11 protein-coding genes are annotated in these 13218 nt (G+C 62.8%); 5 read left to right on the forward strand and 6 right to left on the reverse strand.

The window, feature by feature from the left end:
* Positions 1-11: 11 nt before the first annotated feature.
* From ACN6KF_RS17905 to ACN6KF_RS17915, 3 genes are all read right to left on the reverse strand, one after another.
* A complete protein-coding gene (locus tag ACN6KF_RS17905; RefSeq protein ID WP_434958142.1) occupies positions 12-950 on the reverse strand; it encodes a carbohydrate ABC transporter permease in 939 nt (312 codons plus the stop codon).
* Between the two features lie 156 nt (positions 951-1106).
* Positions 1107-2423 (reverse strand): ABC transporter substrate-binding protein, encoded by a 1317-nt coding sequence (locus ACN6KF_RS17910; RefSeq protein WP_434958143.1) that lies wholly within the window; start codon positions 2421-2423, stop codon positions 1107-1109.
* 175 nt (positions 2424-2598) lie between these two features.
* Positions 2599-3669: an ABC transporter ATP-binding protein gene (locus ACN6KF_RS17915; protein ID WP_434958144.1), complete on the reverse strand. Its 1071-nt coding sequence runs from the start codon at positions 3667-3669 to the stop codon at positions 2599-2601.
* Between the two features lie 363 nt (positions 3670-4032).
* On the opposite strand from ACN6KF_RS17915, the gene hslU reads away from it, so the two are divergent.
* Both hslU and ACN6KF_RS17925 read left to right on the forward strand, forming a co-directional pair.
* On the forward strand, positions 4033-5334 hold the full coding sequence (hslU, locus tag ACN6KF_RS17920; RefSeq protein WP_434958145.1) for an ATP-dependent protease ATPase subunit HslU: 1302 nt from the start codon (positions 4033-4035) through the stop codon (positions 5332-5334).
* 194 nt (positions 5335-5528) lie between these two features.
* A complete protein-coding gene (locus ACN6KF_RS17925) occupies positions 5529-6332 on the forward strand; it encodes a MetQ/NlpA family ABC transporter substrate-binding protein (protein WP_434958146.1) in 804 nt (267 codons plus the stop codon).
* 68 nt (positions 6333-6400) lie between these two features.
* Here the strand turns inward: ACN6KF_RS17925 and ACN6KF_RS17930 are convergent, their stop codons facing one another.
* The 3 genes from ACN6KF_RS17930 to ACN6KF_RS17940 form a co-directional block, all read right to left on the reverse strand.
* Positions 6401-7063 carry a class II aldolase/adducin family protein gene (locus ACN6KF_RS17930; protein WP_434958147.1) on the reverse strand — a complete coding sequence of 221 codons (663 nt, stop codon included), beginning with the start codon at positions 7061-7063 and terminating at the stop codon, positions 6401-6403.
* A gap of 345 nt (positions 7064-7408) precedes the next feature.
* Positions 7409-7690, reverse strand: a complete 282-nt coding sequence (gene infA, locus ACN6KF_RS17935; protein WP_149253648.1) for a translation initiation factor IF-1 — start codon at positions 7688-7690, stop codon at positions 7409-7411.
* 237 nt (positions 7691-7927) lie between these two features.
* Positions 7928-9235, reverse strand: coding sequence for a DEAD/DEAH box helicase (locus tag ACN6KF_RS17940; RefSeq protein ID WP_434958148.1), 1308 nt, complete (start codon positions 9233-9235; stop codon positions 7928-7930).
* 638 nt (positions 9236-9873) lie between these two features.
* Here ACN6KF_RS17940 and ACN6KF_RS17945 point away from each other — a divergent pair.
* The 3 genes from ACN6KF_RS17945 to ACN6KF_RS17955 all read left to right on the forward strand — a co-directional run bounded on the left by ACN6KF_RS17945 (position 9874) and on the right by ACN6KF_RS17955 (position 13162).
* Complete coding sequence (locus tag ACN6KF_RS17945; RefSeq protein WP_434958149.1) at positions 9874-10902, forward strand: tetratricopeptide repeat protein; 1029 nt, start codon at positions 9874-9876, stop codon at positions 10900-10902.
* A 204-nt stretch (positions 10903-11106) separates the two neighbouring features.
* Positions 11107-11454: a tetratricopeptide repeat protein gene (locus ACN6KF_RS17950; protein WP_434958150.1), complete on the forward strand. Its 348-nt coding sequence runs from the start codon at positions 11107-11109 to the stop codon at positions 11452-11454.
* A gap of 109 nt (positions 11455-11563) precedes the next feature.
* Positions 11564-13162 carry an inorganic phosphate transporter gene (locus tag ACN6KF_RS17955; RefSeq protein WP_434958151.1) on the forward strand — a complete coding sequence of 533 codons (1599 nt, stop codon included), beginning with the start codon at positions 11564-11566 and terminating at the stop codon, positions 13160-13162.
* Positions 13163-13218: the final 56 nt, after the last annotated feature.

Consider the following 13218-nt stretch of genomic DNA (forward strand, 5'->3'; position numbering starts at 1 on the left):
CGTGCCTCCGCTCATTCCTGTCCACCCTGCTGCCAGCGCCGGCGCTGCAGGCCGAAGAAGCTGAACAGGATCGCAGCCAGCAGGAAGGGCACCATCGCCACCGCGATGGCCGCGCCTTCGCCGAGCTGGCCGCCGGGAATGCCGCGCTGGAAGGAAAGGGTCGCCATCAGATGGGTGGCATTCACAGGGCCACCCTTGGTCAGCACATAGATGAGCTGGAAATCGGTGAAGGTGAACAGCACCGAAAAGGTCATCACCACGGCGATGATCGGCGTCAGCAGCGGCAAGGTGACATGACGGAAGCGCTGCCAGCTCGTGGCGCCATCGAGCGAAGCGGCTTCCTGCAGCGAAGGCGAAATGGTCTGGAGGCCGGCCAGCAGCGAGATGGCGACGAAGGGAATGCCGCGCCAGACATTGGCGACGATCACCGAGATGCGGGCATTGACGGGATCACCGAGGAAATTGATCGGCTGCTGGATCAGGCCAAGCTGCATCAGCGTCCAGGAGATGATCGAGAACTGCGCATCATAGATCCACCAGAAGGCCAGGGCCGAGAGCACGGTGGGCACGACCCAGGGCAGCAGCACGATCGCCCGGAACAGCGACTTGAAGGGCAGATGCTGGTTGAGGAGCAGAGCGAGCCAGAGGCCGAGGCCGAATTTGAGGATCGAGGCAACGACCGTGTAGACGACGGTGTTGAACACCGACATCCAGAACACCGAATCGGCCCAGAGAAACTCATAGTTCTCCAGCCCGACGAAAACGCCCTCACGCCCGATCTTGGTGTCGGTGAAACTGAGCCAGACGCCCAGGCCCAGCGGATAGGCCAGCAGGCAGATCAGGAACACCGCCGCCGGCAGCATGAAGAGTGTGCCGAGCGCGCCCCTGCTCTGCGCCAGCCTGGCGAAGGCGGAAGGTCGCGGCCGTGCTCTCGATGTCGCGATGCTCATGGGGTGCCTTGGTGGAAAACGGGATATCGAGGTTTACCATGGGGCTACGCATCCACCCCTCATCCCCCTGCCGGGACCCAAGGCACTTCCGCTGAAAGTGCCAGGTCCCGCAAGGGGAGAAGGGGTGCAAGCGCAACCTATCCGACCGGCAAGCCCCTATACCCGGTAATAGCGATTGGCCCGCTTCTCGGCCTGGGCGGCCGCGTCCTCCGGCGACATCTGGCCTGTCACCGCGACCGCATACATGTCGACCAGCACATAATCGGCCATCACGCCGGCCGAGGCATAGCCGAGGGGGCCGGCATAGCCGTTGGGGCGCAGCGTCTCGGAGGCATGCGAATAGGGTTCATGGATCGGATCGGCCGTCCACACCGGATTGGCGGCAAAAGCCTTCAGGGCCTGGCAGCAATAGGCGCTGGATCCGCCGATCCAGGCATTCATCTGCGCGTCCTCATACATGAATTTCAGATAGGCCTTGGCCGCCTCGGGATATTTGGAATGCTTGAACAGCAGCGCCGAGGTGGTCTGGTGCAGTTCGACCTTCTGTCCCACGGGGCCGACCGGGAAGTTGACCGTGCGGATATCCGCGGCCAGGTCCTTGAGCTTGGCATCCTTCTTGGCCGCGTAATAGAGCGAGACGCCATTGGCGGTCAGTGACACCTGTCCGGCCAGGAAGGCACGGTTGTTGTTGATGTCGAGCCAGCTCTCGGTGCCGGGGATGAAGGTCTCGTAGAGCGATTTGGCATATTTGATCGAGGCGATGGTCTCGGGCGAGTTGATGGTGACCTTGCCGCTTTCGTCGACCATCTTGCCGCCATGGCTCCACAAGAGCCAATGGGCATAATTGTTGCCGTCGCCCACGGCCTTGCCATGCGGGAAGCCGGCCGGGGTGCCCTTGGCCTTGAGCGCCTTGCACAATTCGAGGAAGCCAGCGGTATCCTTGGGGAATTCGCTGAAGCCGGCTGCCTTCATATGGCTGTCGCGATAGCAGATGGCGTTGCCGATCGCCGCCAACGGCAGGGCGATGAACTTGCCCTCGCGCGTGGCGTAGCCCTTCAGGCCGTCATACCAGCCGCCATATTTGCCGCCGAGATAGGTGCCGAGTTCGGTGAGGTCGACCAGCTTGTCGGGATATTGATGGGCGTCGTCGAACCAGCACAGCACGATGTCCGGGCCCGAGCCGACATTGGCGGCCACCGCCGCCTTCGGACGAATGTCCTCCCAGCTCTCCTTGTCGACGCGGACCTGCACGCCGGTCGCCTCGGTGAACTTCTTGGTATTGGCGAGCCAGGCATCTTCGTCGCCCTGCACGAAGGGGGTCCAGCGCAGCACGCGCAGGCTTGCGCCTTCCTCGGGCTTGTAGCTGGGTTCGGCTGCCTGGGCGAAGGCTGGCGCAACGCCAAGGCGGCCAAGCCCGGCAGCCGCGGCGAGGCCCGCGGAAGCAGTGAGCAGATCACGTCTGTTGATCGTCATCGAAGTCCTCCCTGGCAATGGCAATTATTTATGGCCCGAACGCCGACCGATATGCCGGGCGTGCAGGCAAGCAGTTTTCGTCAGCCGTCAGAAAAGACGAGCCCAGCCTTCGCAAGGACCGCGCTCGTTCCTGCCGCCGAATGCGGAAGCGATATCAAGATGCCGCCCTGGCCGGTCAGGCGGCAGGCTCCAAGCGGCGGCCATTTTCGGCATCGAACAGATGGGTCGAGCCGACATCGATGGAGACATTGATGGTCTCGCCAGGCTGGGCCCCCACGCGCTCGTGGAAGACGCAGGCCACGTCCACGCCCGCGAGCTTGGCCATCATATGGGTCTCGGATCCCGTCGGCTCGGTGACCACGACGGTCAGCGGAATGCCGCTGGCACTCAATCGCAGGCTCTCGGGCCTGAGGCCGTAGATGAGCGGCTTGTCGGTCGTCTCGCGCGGCACGCGCGTCGGCAGAACGCTGCCATCCGCGGCGATGAAGCGGCTGGCATCCTGGGGATCGAGCCGGCCCTTGATGAAATTCATTGACGGCGAGCCGATGAAGCCGGCCACGAACAGATTGGCCGGCTGGTCATAGAGCTCGAGCGGGGCGCCGATCTGCTCGACGATGCCGTCATGCATCACCACGATCTTGTCGGCCATGGTCATGGCCTCGATCTGGTCGTGGGTGACGTAAACCGTCGTCGTCTTCAGGCGCTGGTGCAGTTCCTTGATCTCGGCGCGCATGGCCACGCGCAGCTTGGCGTCGAGATTGGAGAGCGGTTCGTCGAACAGGAAGACCTGCGGGTCACGCACGATCGCGCGGCCCATGGCGACGCGCTGGCGCTGACCGCCGGACAATTGGCGCGGATAGCGGTCGAGCAGCTTGGACAGGCCGAGAATTTCGGCGGCCGGCTTCACGCGCTTTTCGATCTCGGCCTTGTTGGCGCCCTTCAGCTTGAGCGAGAAGCCCATATTGTCGGCGACGCTCATATGCGGATAGAGCGCGTAGTTCTGGAACACCATGGCGATGTCGCGCTCTTTGGGCGGCAGGTTGTTGACCACATCCTTGCCGATGCGGATCTCGCCGTCCGAGATGTTCTCCAGGCCCGCCAGCATGCGCAGGAGCGTGGATTTCCCGCAGCCCGACGGGCCGACCAGGATCACGAACTCGCCATCGGCAATCTCGATGTCCACGCCCTTGATGACGGGGTGGGTCCCGAATGATTTCCTGACATTGACGAAGTCGACTGACGCCACGACGCTTCCCCCCAAGCAAAAGGATGATGTTGCCCGATCGCCGCCACGAGGGGCGGCATTTCTGCCTTCTCGGCCTCTTTCGGACCGTATCGAACCACCTGCGGAAGCCGGCCCGCCATCGGAAGGGGCCGGTCCATGCAAGCGGCGGCATCCTGACGGTGGGACAAGACCCCTGTCAAGGCAAAGAGCCCCTCATCCCGCACAAATCTTCAGACCAATGTTTTCCAGCGGAAGCGCAGCGCTATCATCATACCGCTGCACCTTTGTTTGCCTCGCACAATTGCACGAGCGCCTTTAATTCTCGATGCTGGATTTTCGCGCTTCAGCCATTATGTAGCAGCTTTACCCTTCCCCCGAGTGCCTATGTCCAATTTCTCTCCCCGCGAAATCGTCTCAGAACTTGACCGTCACATCGTCGGCCAGCACGACGCCAAGCGCGCCGTCGCCATTGCCCTGCGCAATCGCTGGCGCCGCCTGCAGCTCGACGAGACGCTGCGCGAAGAGGTGATGCCCAAGAACATCCTGATGATCGGGCCGACCGGCGTCGGCAAGACCGAGATTTCGCGCCGCCTCGCCAAGCTCGCCAATGCTCCCTTCCTGAAGGTGGAAGCCACCAAATTCACCGAGGTCGGCTATGTCGGGCGCGACGTCGAACAGATCGTGCGCGATCTCATCGATATCGGCATAGCCTTGGTGAAGGCCGAAAAGCGCAAGGAAGTCCAGGCGAAAGCTCATCTCGCCGCAGAGCAGCGCGTGCTCAACGCCCTGGTTGGCGCGACGGCGAGCCCGGCGACCCGCGACAGCTTCCAGAAGAAGCTGCGTGCCGGCGAGCTCGACGACAAGGAAATCGAGATCGAGATGAAGGATACGTCCTCGCCGTCCTTCGAGCTGCCCGGCTTGCCCCAGGGCCAGATGGGCGTGGTCTCGATCGGCGACATCTTCGGCAAGGCCTTTTCGGGACGCACCAAGACCAAGCGCACAACGGTCCGCGAAAGCTATGACCAGCTGATCCAGGAAGAGGCCGACAATCTGCTCGACCAGGACCAGATCGTGCAGGAGGCCATCCGCCAGGTCGAGAACAACGGCATCGTCTTTCTCGACGAGATCGACAAGATCTGCGCCCGCGAGAATCGCGGCGGCGCCGATGTCAGCCGCGAAGGCGTACAGCGCGACCTCTTGCCGCTGATCGAGGGCACCACCGTGTCGACCAAACACGGCGCGGTGCGCACCGACCACATCCTCTTCATCGCTTCCGGCGCCTTCCATGTCGCCAAGCCATCCGATCTGCTGCCCGAATTGCAGGGCCGCCTGCCGATCCGCGTCGAGCTGCAGGCTCTGACCCAGGACGACTTCCGCCGCATCCTCACCGACACGGAAGCCAGCCTGATCAAGCAATATGTGGCGCTGATGGGCACCGAGAACCTCACCCTGGATTTCACGCCGGAAGCAATCGACGCCATCGCCGCCATAGCGGTGCATGTGAACGCCACCGTCGAGAATATCGGTGCGCGCCGGCTGCAGACGGTGATGGAGCGCATCCTCGACGAGATCTCCTTCACCGCCCCCGACAAGGGTGGCGAGAGCGTCACCATCGACGCCGACTATGTGCAGAAGACGGTGGGCGACCTCGCCAAGAACACCGATCTCAGCCAGTTCATTCTGTGAGCGGCTAGCACCGTCCGAGCAAGAAGGGGCGCGATCTGCCTTCCCTCACGTCGTGGAGAAGGCTGATCGCGCCCTGTTTCGCGAGGTCCAATTACGAGGATTGTAGGGTTTAGAATTTAATATATAATTTTTATAGACTATATTGATTGAGCTTACTAGCATCGTTCCGACCTGTTCCAGCAAGAGATCGATCGATGCCTCCTTCCCTCACCCGCCGCTCCGTTCTGTCGCTCGCCGCTGCGTCCCTGCTGACCGCTCCCGCAGCCGCATGGGCCACGCCCACCCGCATCCGCGTCGGCGCCACGCCCGGGCCCATGGCCGAAACCCTGGAAGCGGCCAGGCCGGTCGCCGCCAGGCGCGGCCTGGAGATCGAGGTGATCGAGTTCTCCGACTATGTCGTTCCCAATGCTGCGCTGGATGCGGGCGAGATCCAGGCCAACGCCTTCCAGAACCAGCCCTATCTCGACAACCAGATCGCGGATCGCGGTTACAAGATCGTCGGCATCGCACCGATCATCAATTCGCGGCTCGGCGTCTATTCACGCCGGCACAAGGCCTGGAGCGAGGTGCCCGATGGTGCCACCATCGCCATCCAGAACGACCCGACCAATGGCGGCCGCACGCTCCTGCTGCTGCGCGACAAGGGCGTGATCACGCTCAAGGACGGTGTCGGCTACAAGCCGATCGTGGCAGACATCACCGCCAATCCCAAGCAGTTGCGCTTTCTGGAGGTCGACGCCGCCCAGACGCCGCGTTCGCTCGATGACGTCGATGCCGCGGCGGTCAATGCCAATTACGCCGTCACCGCCGGCCTCGATCCCACCAAGCAGGCTCTGCTGCTGGAGGAACTCAAGCCGCAATACACCAATTTGATCGCGGTGCGCACGGCGGACAAGGACCAGCCCTGGGTGCCGATCCTGGCCGAGGCCTACCGCTCGCCCGAGGTCAGGGCCTTTGTCCTGGACAAATACAAGGGCGCCTATGTGCCGACCTGGTGAAGTGTCGACATCCGCCGACGGGATCCCGCTCCCCTGAACGATCCTCTACTCCACCAGGACTTCGAAGCTTATGGCTTCTTATCCTGCAGGCCGTAGTTCTTGAAGCCCTCGATCACCTGCGCGATCTCGCTGTCGGGCAGGATGTTGGCGCCGCCGATCTGCAGCGCATGATAATATTGCTTGGCCAGCGTTTCCAGCTCATGGGCGAGCCACATCGCCTTGTCCAGGCTGGAGCCGACCGCGATCATGCCGTGATTGGCGAGCAGGCAGCCATTGCGGCCTTCCAGGGCCTCAAGGGCGAAGCGCGACAATTCCTCCGAACCGTAGCGGGCATAGGGCGCGCAGCGTATGTCGGGTCCGCCGAATGCCGCGATCATGTAATGGATGGCCGGGATGGGCTTGTGGGCGATGGCGAGGATGGTGGACCAGGTGGCATGCGTATGCACCACGGCACCGGCATCCGGGCGGCCCTTGAGGATGTCGAAATGGAAACGCCATTCCACCGAAGGCTTGAGCGGGCCTTGCCAGGCGCCATATTCGCCCTCGAAGGGCATGGCGGCGATCATCTCCGGTTCCATCTCGTGATAGGGGACGGCCGAAGGCGTGATCAGCATGCAGTCGCCGAGACGAGCAGAAATATTGCCGGAGGTGCCCTGATTGAGACCGTTGGCATTCATCCAACGGCATTTTTCAATGATGGCGCGGCGCAGGCCGAGTTCGTCTGGGCTCATGAGGGATCTTCCGGATTCGAGGCTATTCCATCGAATGCGGAAGAAGGTCCCGACATGGCAAGCTCTAATCGCGGGATGAGCGAAATTGAGCGCCTCAGAAGGCAATTCAGGGGATTTGCACGCGAAGCTGCGTCCCAAGCTTCTGGATCTACACCGGACAACTCGTCCGATGGGGGCATGCCCCGCGACGACAAAAGTCGAGACTCACCGAGCTTTTCGACCGGCCCCGCAGGGCCGCCCGACTCCTGGAGTAGGCGCGTTGAGACGGAAACGCTGCTTTACTCCAGCTCTTTGGTTCGATGTGTCTTTGCGATTCTTGGCGTGACCGCCAAATCGCAAAACGCTTTAGCGGCGACGCATATTGCCGCCACCGCGCTGCGGCGGGCGGGGGCCGGATGAAGCACGCTCGTCCTTGTGGCGGAAGATGATGCGGCCCTTGTCGAGGTCGTAGGGCGACATCTCGACGGTAACGCGATCGCCCTCGATGGTCTTGATGCGGTTCTTCTTCATCTTGCCGGCCGTGTAGGCGATCATCTCGTGGCCATTGTCGAGCTTCACGCGAAAACGGGCATCCGGCAACACTTCGGAGACCGAGCCTTCAAATTCCATCAGTTCTTCTTTTGCCATGTGCAGGTCCTGTCAAAGCGTTTTGTGATTTGGCGGAATCACCAAGAATCGCAAAGACGCATCCAAACGAAGCGTTAGAACAAAGAAGCGTCCACACCTAGAGCAAAGCGCGTTTTGGCAGAAACGCCGTTTGCTCTAACTCTTTGGTTCAACGCGTCTTTGCGATTTGAAGTGTCTCCATCAAATCGCAAGACGCCATGGACGCCCTTTGCTCCCAGAAAAGGATAGGCCGCGCCCTCAGGCGGCGCGACGCTGGTTGTTGCGGCCACCCGGACGGCGCGCGCCCCCCGAGCGGGGCTGGCCCGATTGAGGCTTTTCGGCTTGCCCATTGTTCCGGGGCTTGCCGTTGGGCTTGCCCTGGTGCGGGTGACGAGGGCCGCGTTCGCCATGCTTCTGATCGGCTTCCAGCCCCTGTACGGGAGCGGCCACCGTCAGCGGCTTCTTGGTCAGGCGTTCGATCGCCTTGAGCTCGTCGCGCTCATTGGGATCGCAGAAGGAATAGGCGATGCCGCTGCGACCGGCGCGGGCGGTGCGGCCGATGCGGTGCACATAGCTCTCGGCATCCACCGGCATCTCGAAATTGATGACATGGCTGATGTCGTCGACATCGATGCCGCGGGCGGCGATATCGGTCGCCACCAGGATGCGCGAGGCGCCGGAACGGAAATCCTCCAGGGCCTTCTGGCGAGCATTCTGCGACTTGTTGCCATGGATCGCCGCCGAGGGGATGCCGGCCTTGTCGAGATGGCCCGAGACGCGGTTGGCGCCATGCTTGGTGCGGGTGAAGACGATGACGCGGCTCATTGCCGGATCGTTGAGCAGGTGCAGGAGCAGCGAGCGCTTCACCGATGCCGGCACGTGGTAGACATGCTGGTCGATCTTGTCGACCGTCACCACTTCCGGCGTCACTTCGATATGCACGGGGTTGAGGAGGATCTCCTCGCCGAGCTTCTTGATCGTCTTCGGCATGGTGGCCGAGAACAACAGGGACTGGCGCTCCAGCGGCGTCTCGTCGACGATCTTGAGTACGTCACGCGAGAAGCCCATATCGAGCATGCGGTCGGCCTCGTCGAGGACGAGAACTTCGACCTTGTCGAGGCGAACCTTGCGCTGCTGCACGAGATCGAGCAGGCGACCGGGGGTGGCGACCAGAATGTCGACGCCATCGGAAAGCGCCTTGACCTGCGGCACCTGGCTGACGCCGCCGAACACCACGGCGCAACGGAAGCCCATATGCACGCCATAGGAGCGGAAGCTCTCGTCGATCTGCAGGGCCAGCTCGCGGGTCGGGGCCAGAATCAGGGCGCGGGTGCCCTTGGCGCCGGCACCGTGGCGGGACTTCGACAGGCGCTGCAGGATCGGCAGCGCGAAGGCAGCCGTCTTGCCAGTGCCGGTCTGCGCCAGGCCCATCATGTCGCGCCCCTCGAGGAGGGCGGGAATGGCCTTGTGCTGGATCGGGGTGGGGGTCACATAGTTGGCGGCGTCAAGCGCACGCAAAAGCGGCTCGGCCAGGCCGAGCGCTGCAAAAGTTACTTCGGAAGTCACATCAAATCCTTCATGCCACGCTCATCGAGCGGACAGCAGCGCGCCACCGTCCGGGTCCGCGATCGCAAGTCCGTCGTCAGCCGGAAAGGCATGATGAGGCGGTACGGCGATATCGCGACCCACGCGCGGATGGGAGCAGCGGAATGTTATTGGGGACGGCCGGGAGGTGAGGCGCTGCTTCTCAAAAAGCCAAAAACCAGCGCGCCGCGCGAACCCCCGAGCGGTCGTTACACACGGTTGCTGCGCTTTTCGCAGTGCAAAGTCAAGGGAAAAGCAAAGAAGCGCCTTTTCATCCAGACATTCGAAGTGGACGGAATGCCCCTCCAGGGATAACGGGCATCCCGGTTTCCTCTCCCACGAATGCGCCGTATCCAGGGGCAGAAGGGGATAACGGCTTCCCGGGGCAACTGACGGGTCCGCCGCCCCTGGAGCAAAGTGCGTTTAGACGGAAACGCTGCTTTGCTCTCGCTCTTTGGTTCCAAACCAATCCAATGGATTGTCTGGAGCGTCTTTGCGATTCTTGGCGATTCTTGGCGATTACGCCAAATCACAAAACGCTCTAAGGCAGCCGTTTCCCACGCCACCGATCGCGCCTATAGATGGTGGGCTGCGTTTACCGCCCCACCGCGACTTCCACGATGCTGCCTCTCAAAGCCCTGGTTCCGGCCTTCCTGGCGCTCCATCCGCACGGTCCTGCCCAGCCGCTCGACTGGAAGGCCTGCCGACAGGGCGCGCCGGACCGCGTCATCATCGCCTGCACCTCGATTGTGGATCTGGGCGGCGTCGACGATGGGGCCAGGGCGATCGCGTTGATCGCACGCGGGAGTGCCTATGCCGCCAAGAAGCAGCCGGCCCGGGCGTTGGAGGATCTGCACCGGGCCACCCTTCTCGATCCGCGCAACCCCGACGGATTCTACGCGCTGGCCGGGCTCTATGGCCGCCAGGGTGATATCGAGCAAGCCATTCTGGCCTATGACAGCGTAATCCGGCTCAATCCCAAGCACGTGCTCGCCCTGACGTCGCGGGGCTATGCCCGTGCCAGCCGCAGGGAATTCACTCTCGCCATCGCCGACTATGATAGGGCGCTGAAATTCAACCCGCGCCATGCCGAGGCCCTGCGCCTGCGGGGTGCCGTCCGCGGCCTCAGGGGTGACGATATTGGGGCCATCGCCGATTTCGACCAGGCCATCGGCCTCAACCGCCGGGACTGGTCCGCCTTCTTCAACCGGGCCATCGCCAAGGACCACCGCCACGATTTCAACGGCGCCGTGGCCGACTATGACGAGGCCTTGCGCTTGAGGCCCAACAATATCGCCGCCTTGCTCGGGCGCGGCGCCGCTCATCATCACATGGGTGCGCTCGACAAGGCGATCGCCGATTACAGCCTGGCGGTCGGCCTGGCGCCGGACAATGCACAGGCCCTCTACAATCGCGGCACCGCCTACGCCAATGCCGACGACACCGCACGCGCCATCGCCGATCTCGACAAAGCGATCAGGCTTGATGGCAGCAACGCACTGGCCTTTCTCAATCGGGCAGGCGCCCATCGCAAGCGCGGCGATTTCGAGCGCGCGCTGGCCGACTACGATCGTGCCTTGCAGCTCAATCCAGGCCTGCCGCAGGCCATGGCGGGGCGCAAGCTCGCCCTCGAGCGTCTGCGCAACTGAAGCCCCCTGCCCTCTAGGCAGAGTTTCCCGGTAATTCCGCCTCATCGCAAGACGCTCTAACGCAACGCCATGGACATTCCCCAACGTTGCTGCTCATATGTGAGCAGGTTCTTTCGAGTGGACCTCATGACTCTTGCAGCGATTGAGGGGATCTTCGTTGCAGTTTCGGCAGGTTCCGTAGAGGTGCAAAGGCGTTTCGTCCGCATGTCCGCATCCGAAACCACTCCGGCCGACGCCACTCCGGCACGGCCCGACGAGCAGGACTTCGACAGGGCAATTGCTGAATTCAGCAAGGCGATCGAACTCAAGCCCGATGCTGTCGACGCCGTTTACGGACGGGCTCTTGCCTATCAATACAAACAGGCCTTTCCCGCGGCGATCGCCGATTATGACAGGGTGATCGCGCTCGATCCCGGCCATGCCGATGCCCTCTTCAAGCGCAGCATCGTCCATCGACAGCTCGGAGCCTTCGAGAAGGCCACTGCCGATTTCGACCGGGCGGTGCAGCTTCTCTGGCGGCAGCGGCTGCTTCCCTCGACGAAAGAGCCCTGATCAGCCCTCCTTCTTCCTCGTCGCCGGTCAAGATTAACATTTTGTCATCCAACCTTCACGAACCCCGCCTAAGGGTCGCCAGACCATGGAAACACGGGGGTGTTTGGAGATGACGGACGTTACATCTGGCCAGAGGAGCGGCCATCCGCTCGATAGGCCGAACTCTCTTGGCAGCTTGCCCAACATCGCGATCGCCGTGATCCTGCTCGGGGGCCTCGGCTATGTCTGCTACGCACTGGCCGCCGATCTCACGGGCGCCGTGGCAGTGCCGTGGATTCTGCTCGGCCTCGCCCTGCTGATCGCCCTCGGCTTCGAATTCGTCAACGGCTTCCACGATACCGCCAATGCGGTGGCGACGGTGATCTACACCCATTCGCTGCCGGCCGAATTCGCGGTGATCTGGTCGGGCTTCTTCAACTTCCTCGGCGTGCTCACCGCGAGCGGCGCGGTCGCCTTCGGCATCATCTCGCTGCTGCCGGTGGAACTCATCATGCAGGTCGGTTCGAGCGCGGGCCTGGCCATGGTGTTCGCTCTGCTGATCGCCGCCATCGTCTGGAACCTGGGCACCTGGTATTTCGGCCTGCCGGCCTCGAGCTCCCACACCATGGTCGGCTCGATCATCGGTGTCGGCCTCGCCAACCAGTTCCTGGCCCCTGCCGGTTCCGCCACCAGCGGCGTCGACTGGTCCCAGGCCAAGAATATCGGCCTGTCCTTGCTGGTCTCGCCGGTGTTCGGCTTCGTGCTGGCCGGCGCCCTGCTGCTGGTGATGAAGCTCGTGGTGCGGAACAAGGCTCTCTATGTCGAGCCGAAAGGCAATCAGCCGCCCCCGCTGTGGATCCGCGGCCTTTTGATCCTGACCTGCACACTGGTCAGCTTCTTCCACGGCTCCAATGACGGCCAGAAGGGCATGGGCCTGATCATGCTGATCCTGATCGGCGTGGTACCCACCGCCTTCGCCCTCAACCGCACGCCCGACATCAACTATCTCGAGACCTACAAGGCTGCTTCGAGCGCGGCGGGTTCGGTCCTGGGCAACTACATCAAGCCGGGCGCGACGGTCGCTCCCGCCGATGCCAAGGCCAAGGTCTCCGAGGCGGTGCGCACGCGCAGTTGGAACGACGAGACGACGCCAGCCCTGAAGACCTTCATCGAGCAGACCACCTCCCAGCTCTCGCCTTACGGCTCGGCCTCGGCAGTGCCCGCAGGACTGGTCTCCAATACCCGCAACGACATATATCTGATCGGCGAGGCCCTGAAGCTGATCGATTCCAAGAAGCTGCTGCCGGTGTCGGACGCCGATCTGAAGACGATCAAGACCTATCACACCGCCACCGACAACACGACCAAGTTCATCCCGACCTGGGTGAAAGTCGCCATCGCCCTGGCCCTTGGCCTCGGCACCATGGTGGGCTGGAAGCGCATCGTGGTGACGGTCGGCGAGAAGATCGGCAAGACCCACCTGACCTATGGCCAGGGTGCCTCGGCCGAGATCGTTGCCGCGGCGACGATCGGTGCTGCCGACTATCTCGGCCTGCCGGTGTCGACCACCCATGTGCTGTCGTCGGGTGTCGCCGGCACCATGGCGGCCAATGGCACCGGGCTGCAGATGTCGACGGTGCGTAACCTGCTGATGGCCTGGATACTCACTTTGCCCGCCTCGATGGCGCTGTCCTTCCTTCTCTTCGTGGTGCTGCGCCAGGTCCTCTGAGGCGGCACATCTTGTTCGCCGGAATGGCCGCCTTCGGGCGGCCATTTCTTTTCCGG

This window comes from Labrys methylaminiphilus subsp. lupini (assembly GCF_051161885.1).
Lineage (GTDB): Bacteria > Pseudomonadota > Alphaproteobacteria > Rhizobiales > Labraceae > Labrys.

Bases quoted from the DNA above. Each gene is read 5' to 3' on its own strand.
- ACN6KF_RS17950 (WP_434958150.1), top strand. From the start codon at position 11,107: ATGTCCGCATCCGAAACCACTCCGGCCGACGCCACTCCGGCACGGCCC.
- infA (WP_149253648.1), bottom strand. From the start codon at position 7,690: ATGGCAAAAGAAGAACTGATGGAATTTGAAGGCTCGGTCTCCGAAGTG.
- ACN6KF_RS17930 (WP_434958147.1), bottom strand. From the start codon at position 7,063: ATGAGCCCAGACGAACTCGGCCTGCGCCGCGCCATCATTGAAAAATGC.
- ACN6KF_RS17910 (WP_434958143.1), bottom strand. From the start codon at position 2,423: ATGACGATCAACAGACGTGATCTGCTCACTGCTTCCGCGGGCCTCGCC.
- ACN6KF_RS17955 (WP_434958151.1), top strand. From the start codon at position 11,564: ATGACGGACGTTACATCTGGCCAGAGGAGCGGCCATCCGCTCGATAGG.
- ACN6KF_RS17925 (WP_434958146.1), top strand. From the start codon at position 5,529: ATGCCTCCTTCCCTCACCCGCCGCTCCGTTCTGTCGCTCGCCGCTGCG.
- ACN6KF_RS17945 (WP_434958149.1), top strand. From the start codon at position 9,874: ATGCTGCCTCTCAAAGCCCTGGTTCCGGCCTTCCTGGCGCTCCATCCG.
- hslU (WP_434958145.1), top strand. From the start codon at position 4,033: ATGTCCAATTTCTCTCCCCGCGAAATCGTCTCAGAACTTGACCGTCAC.
- ACN6KF_RS17905 (WP_434958142.1), bottom strand. From the start codon at position 950: ATGAGCATCGCGACATCGAGAGCACGGCCGCGACCTTCCGCCTTCGCC.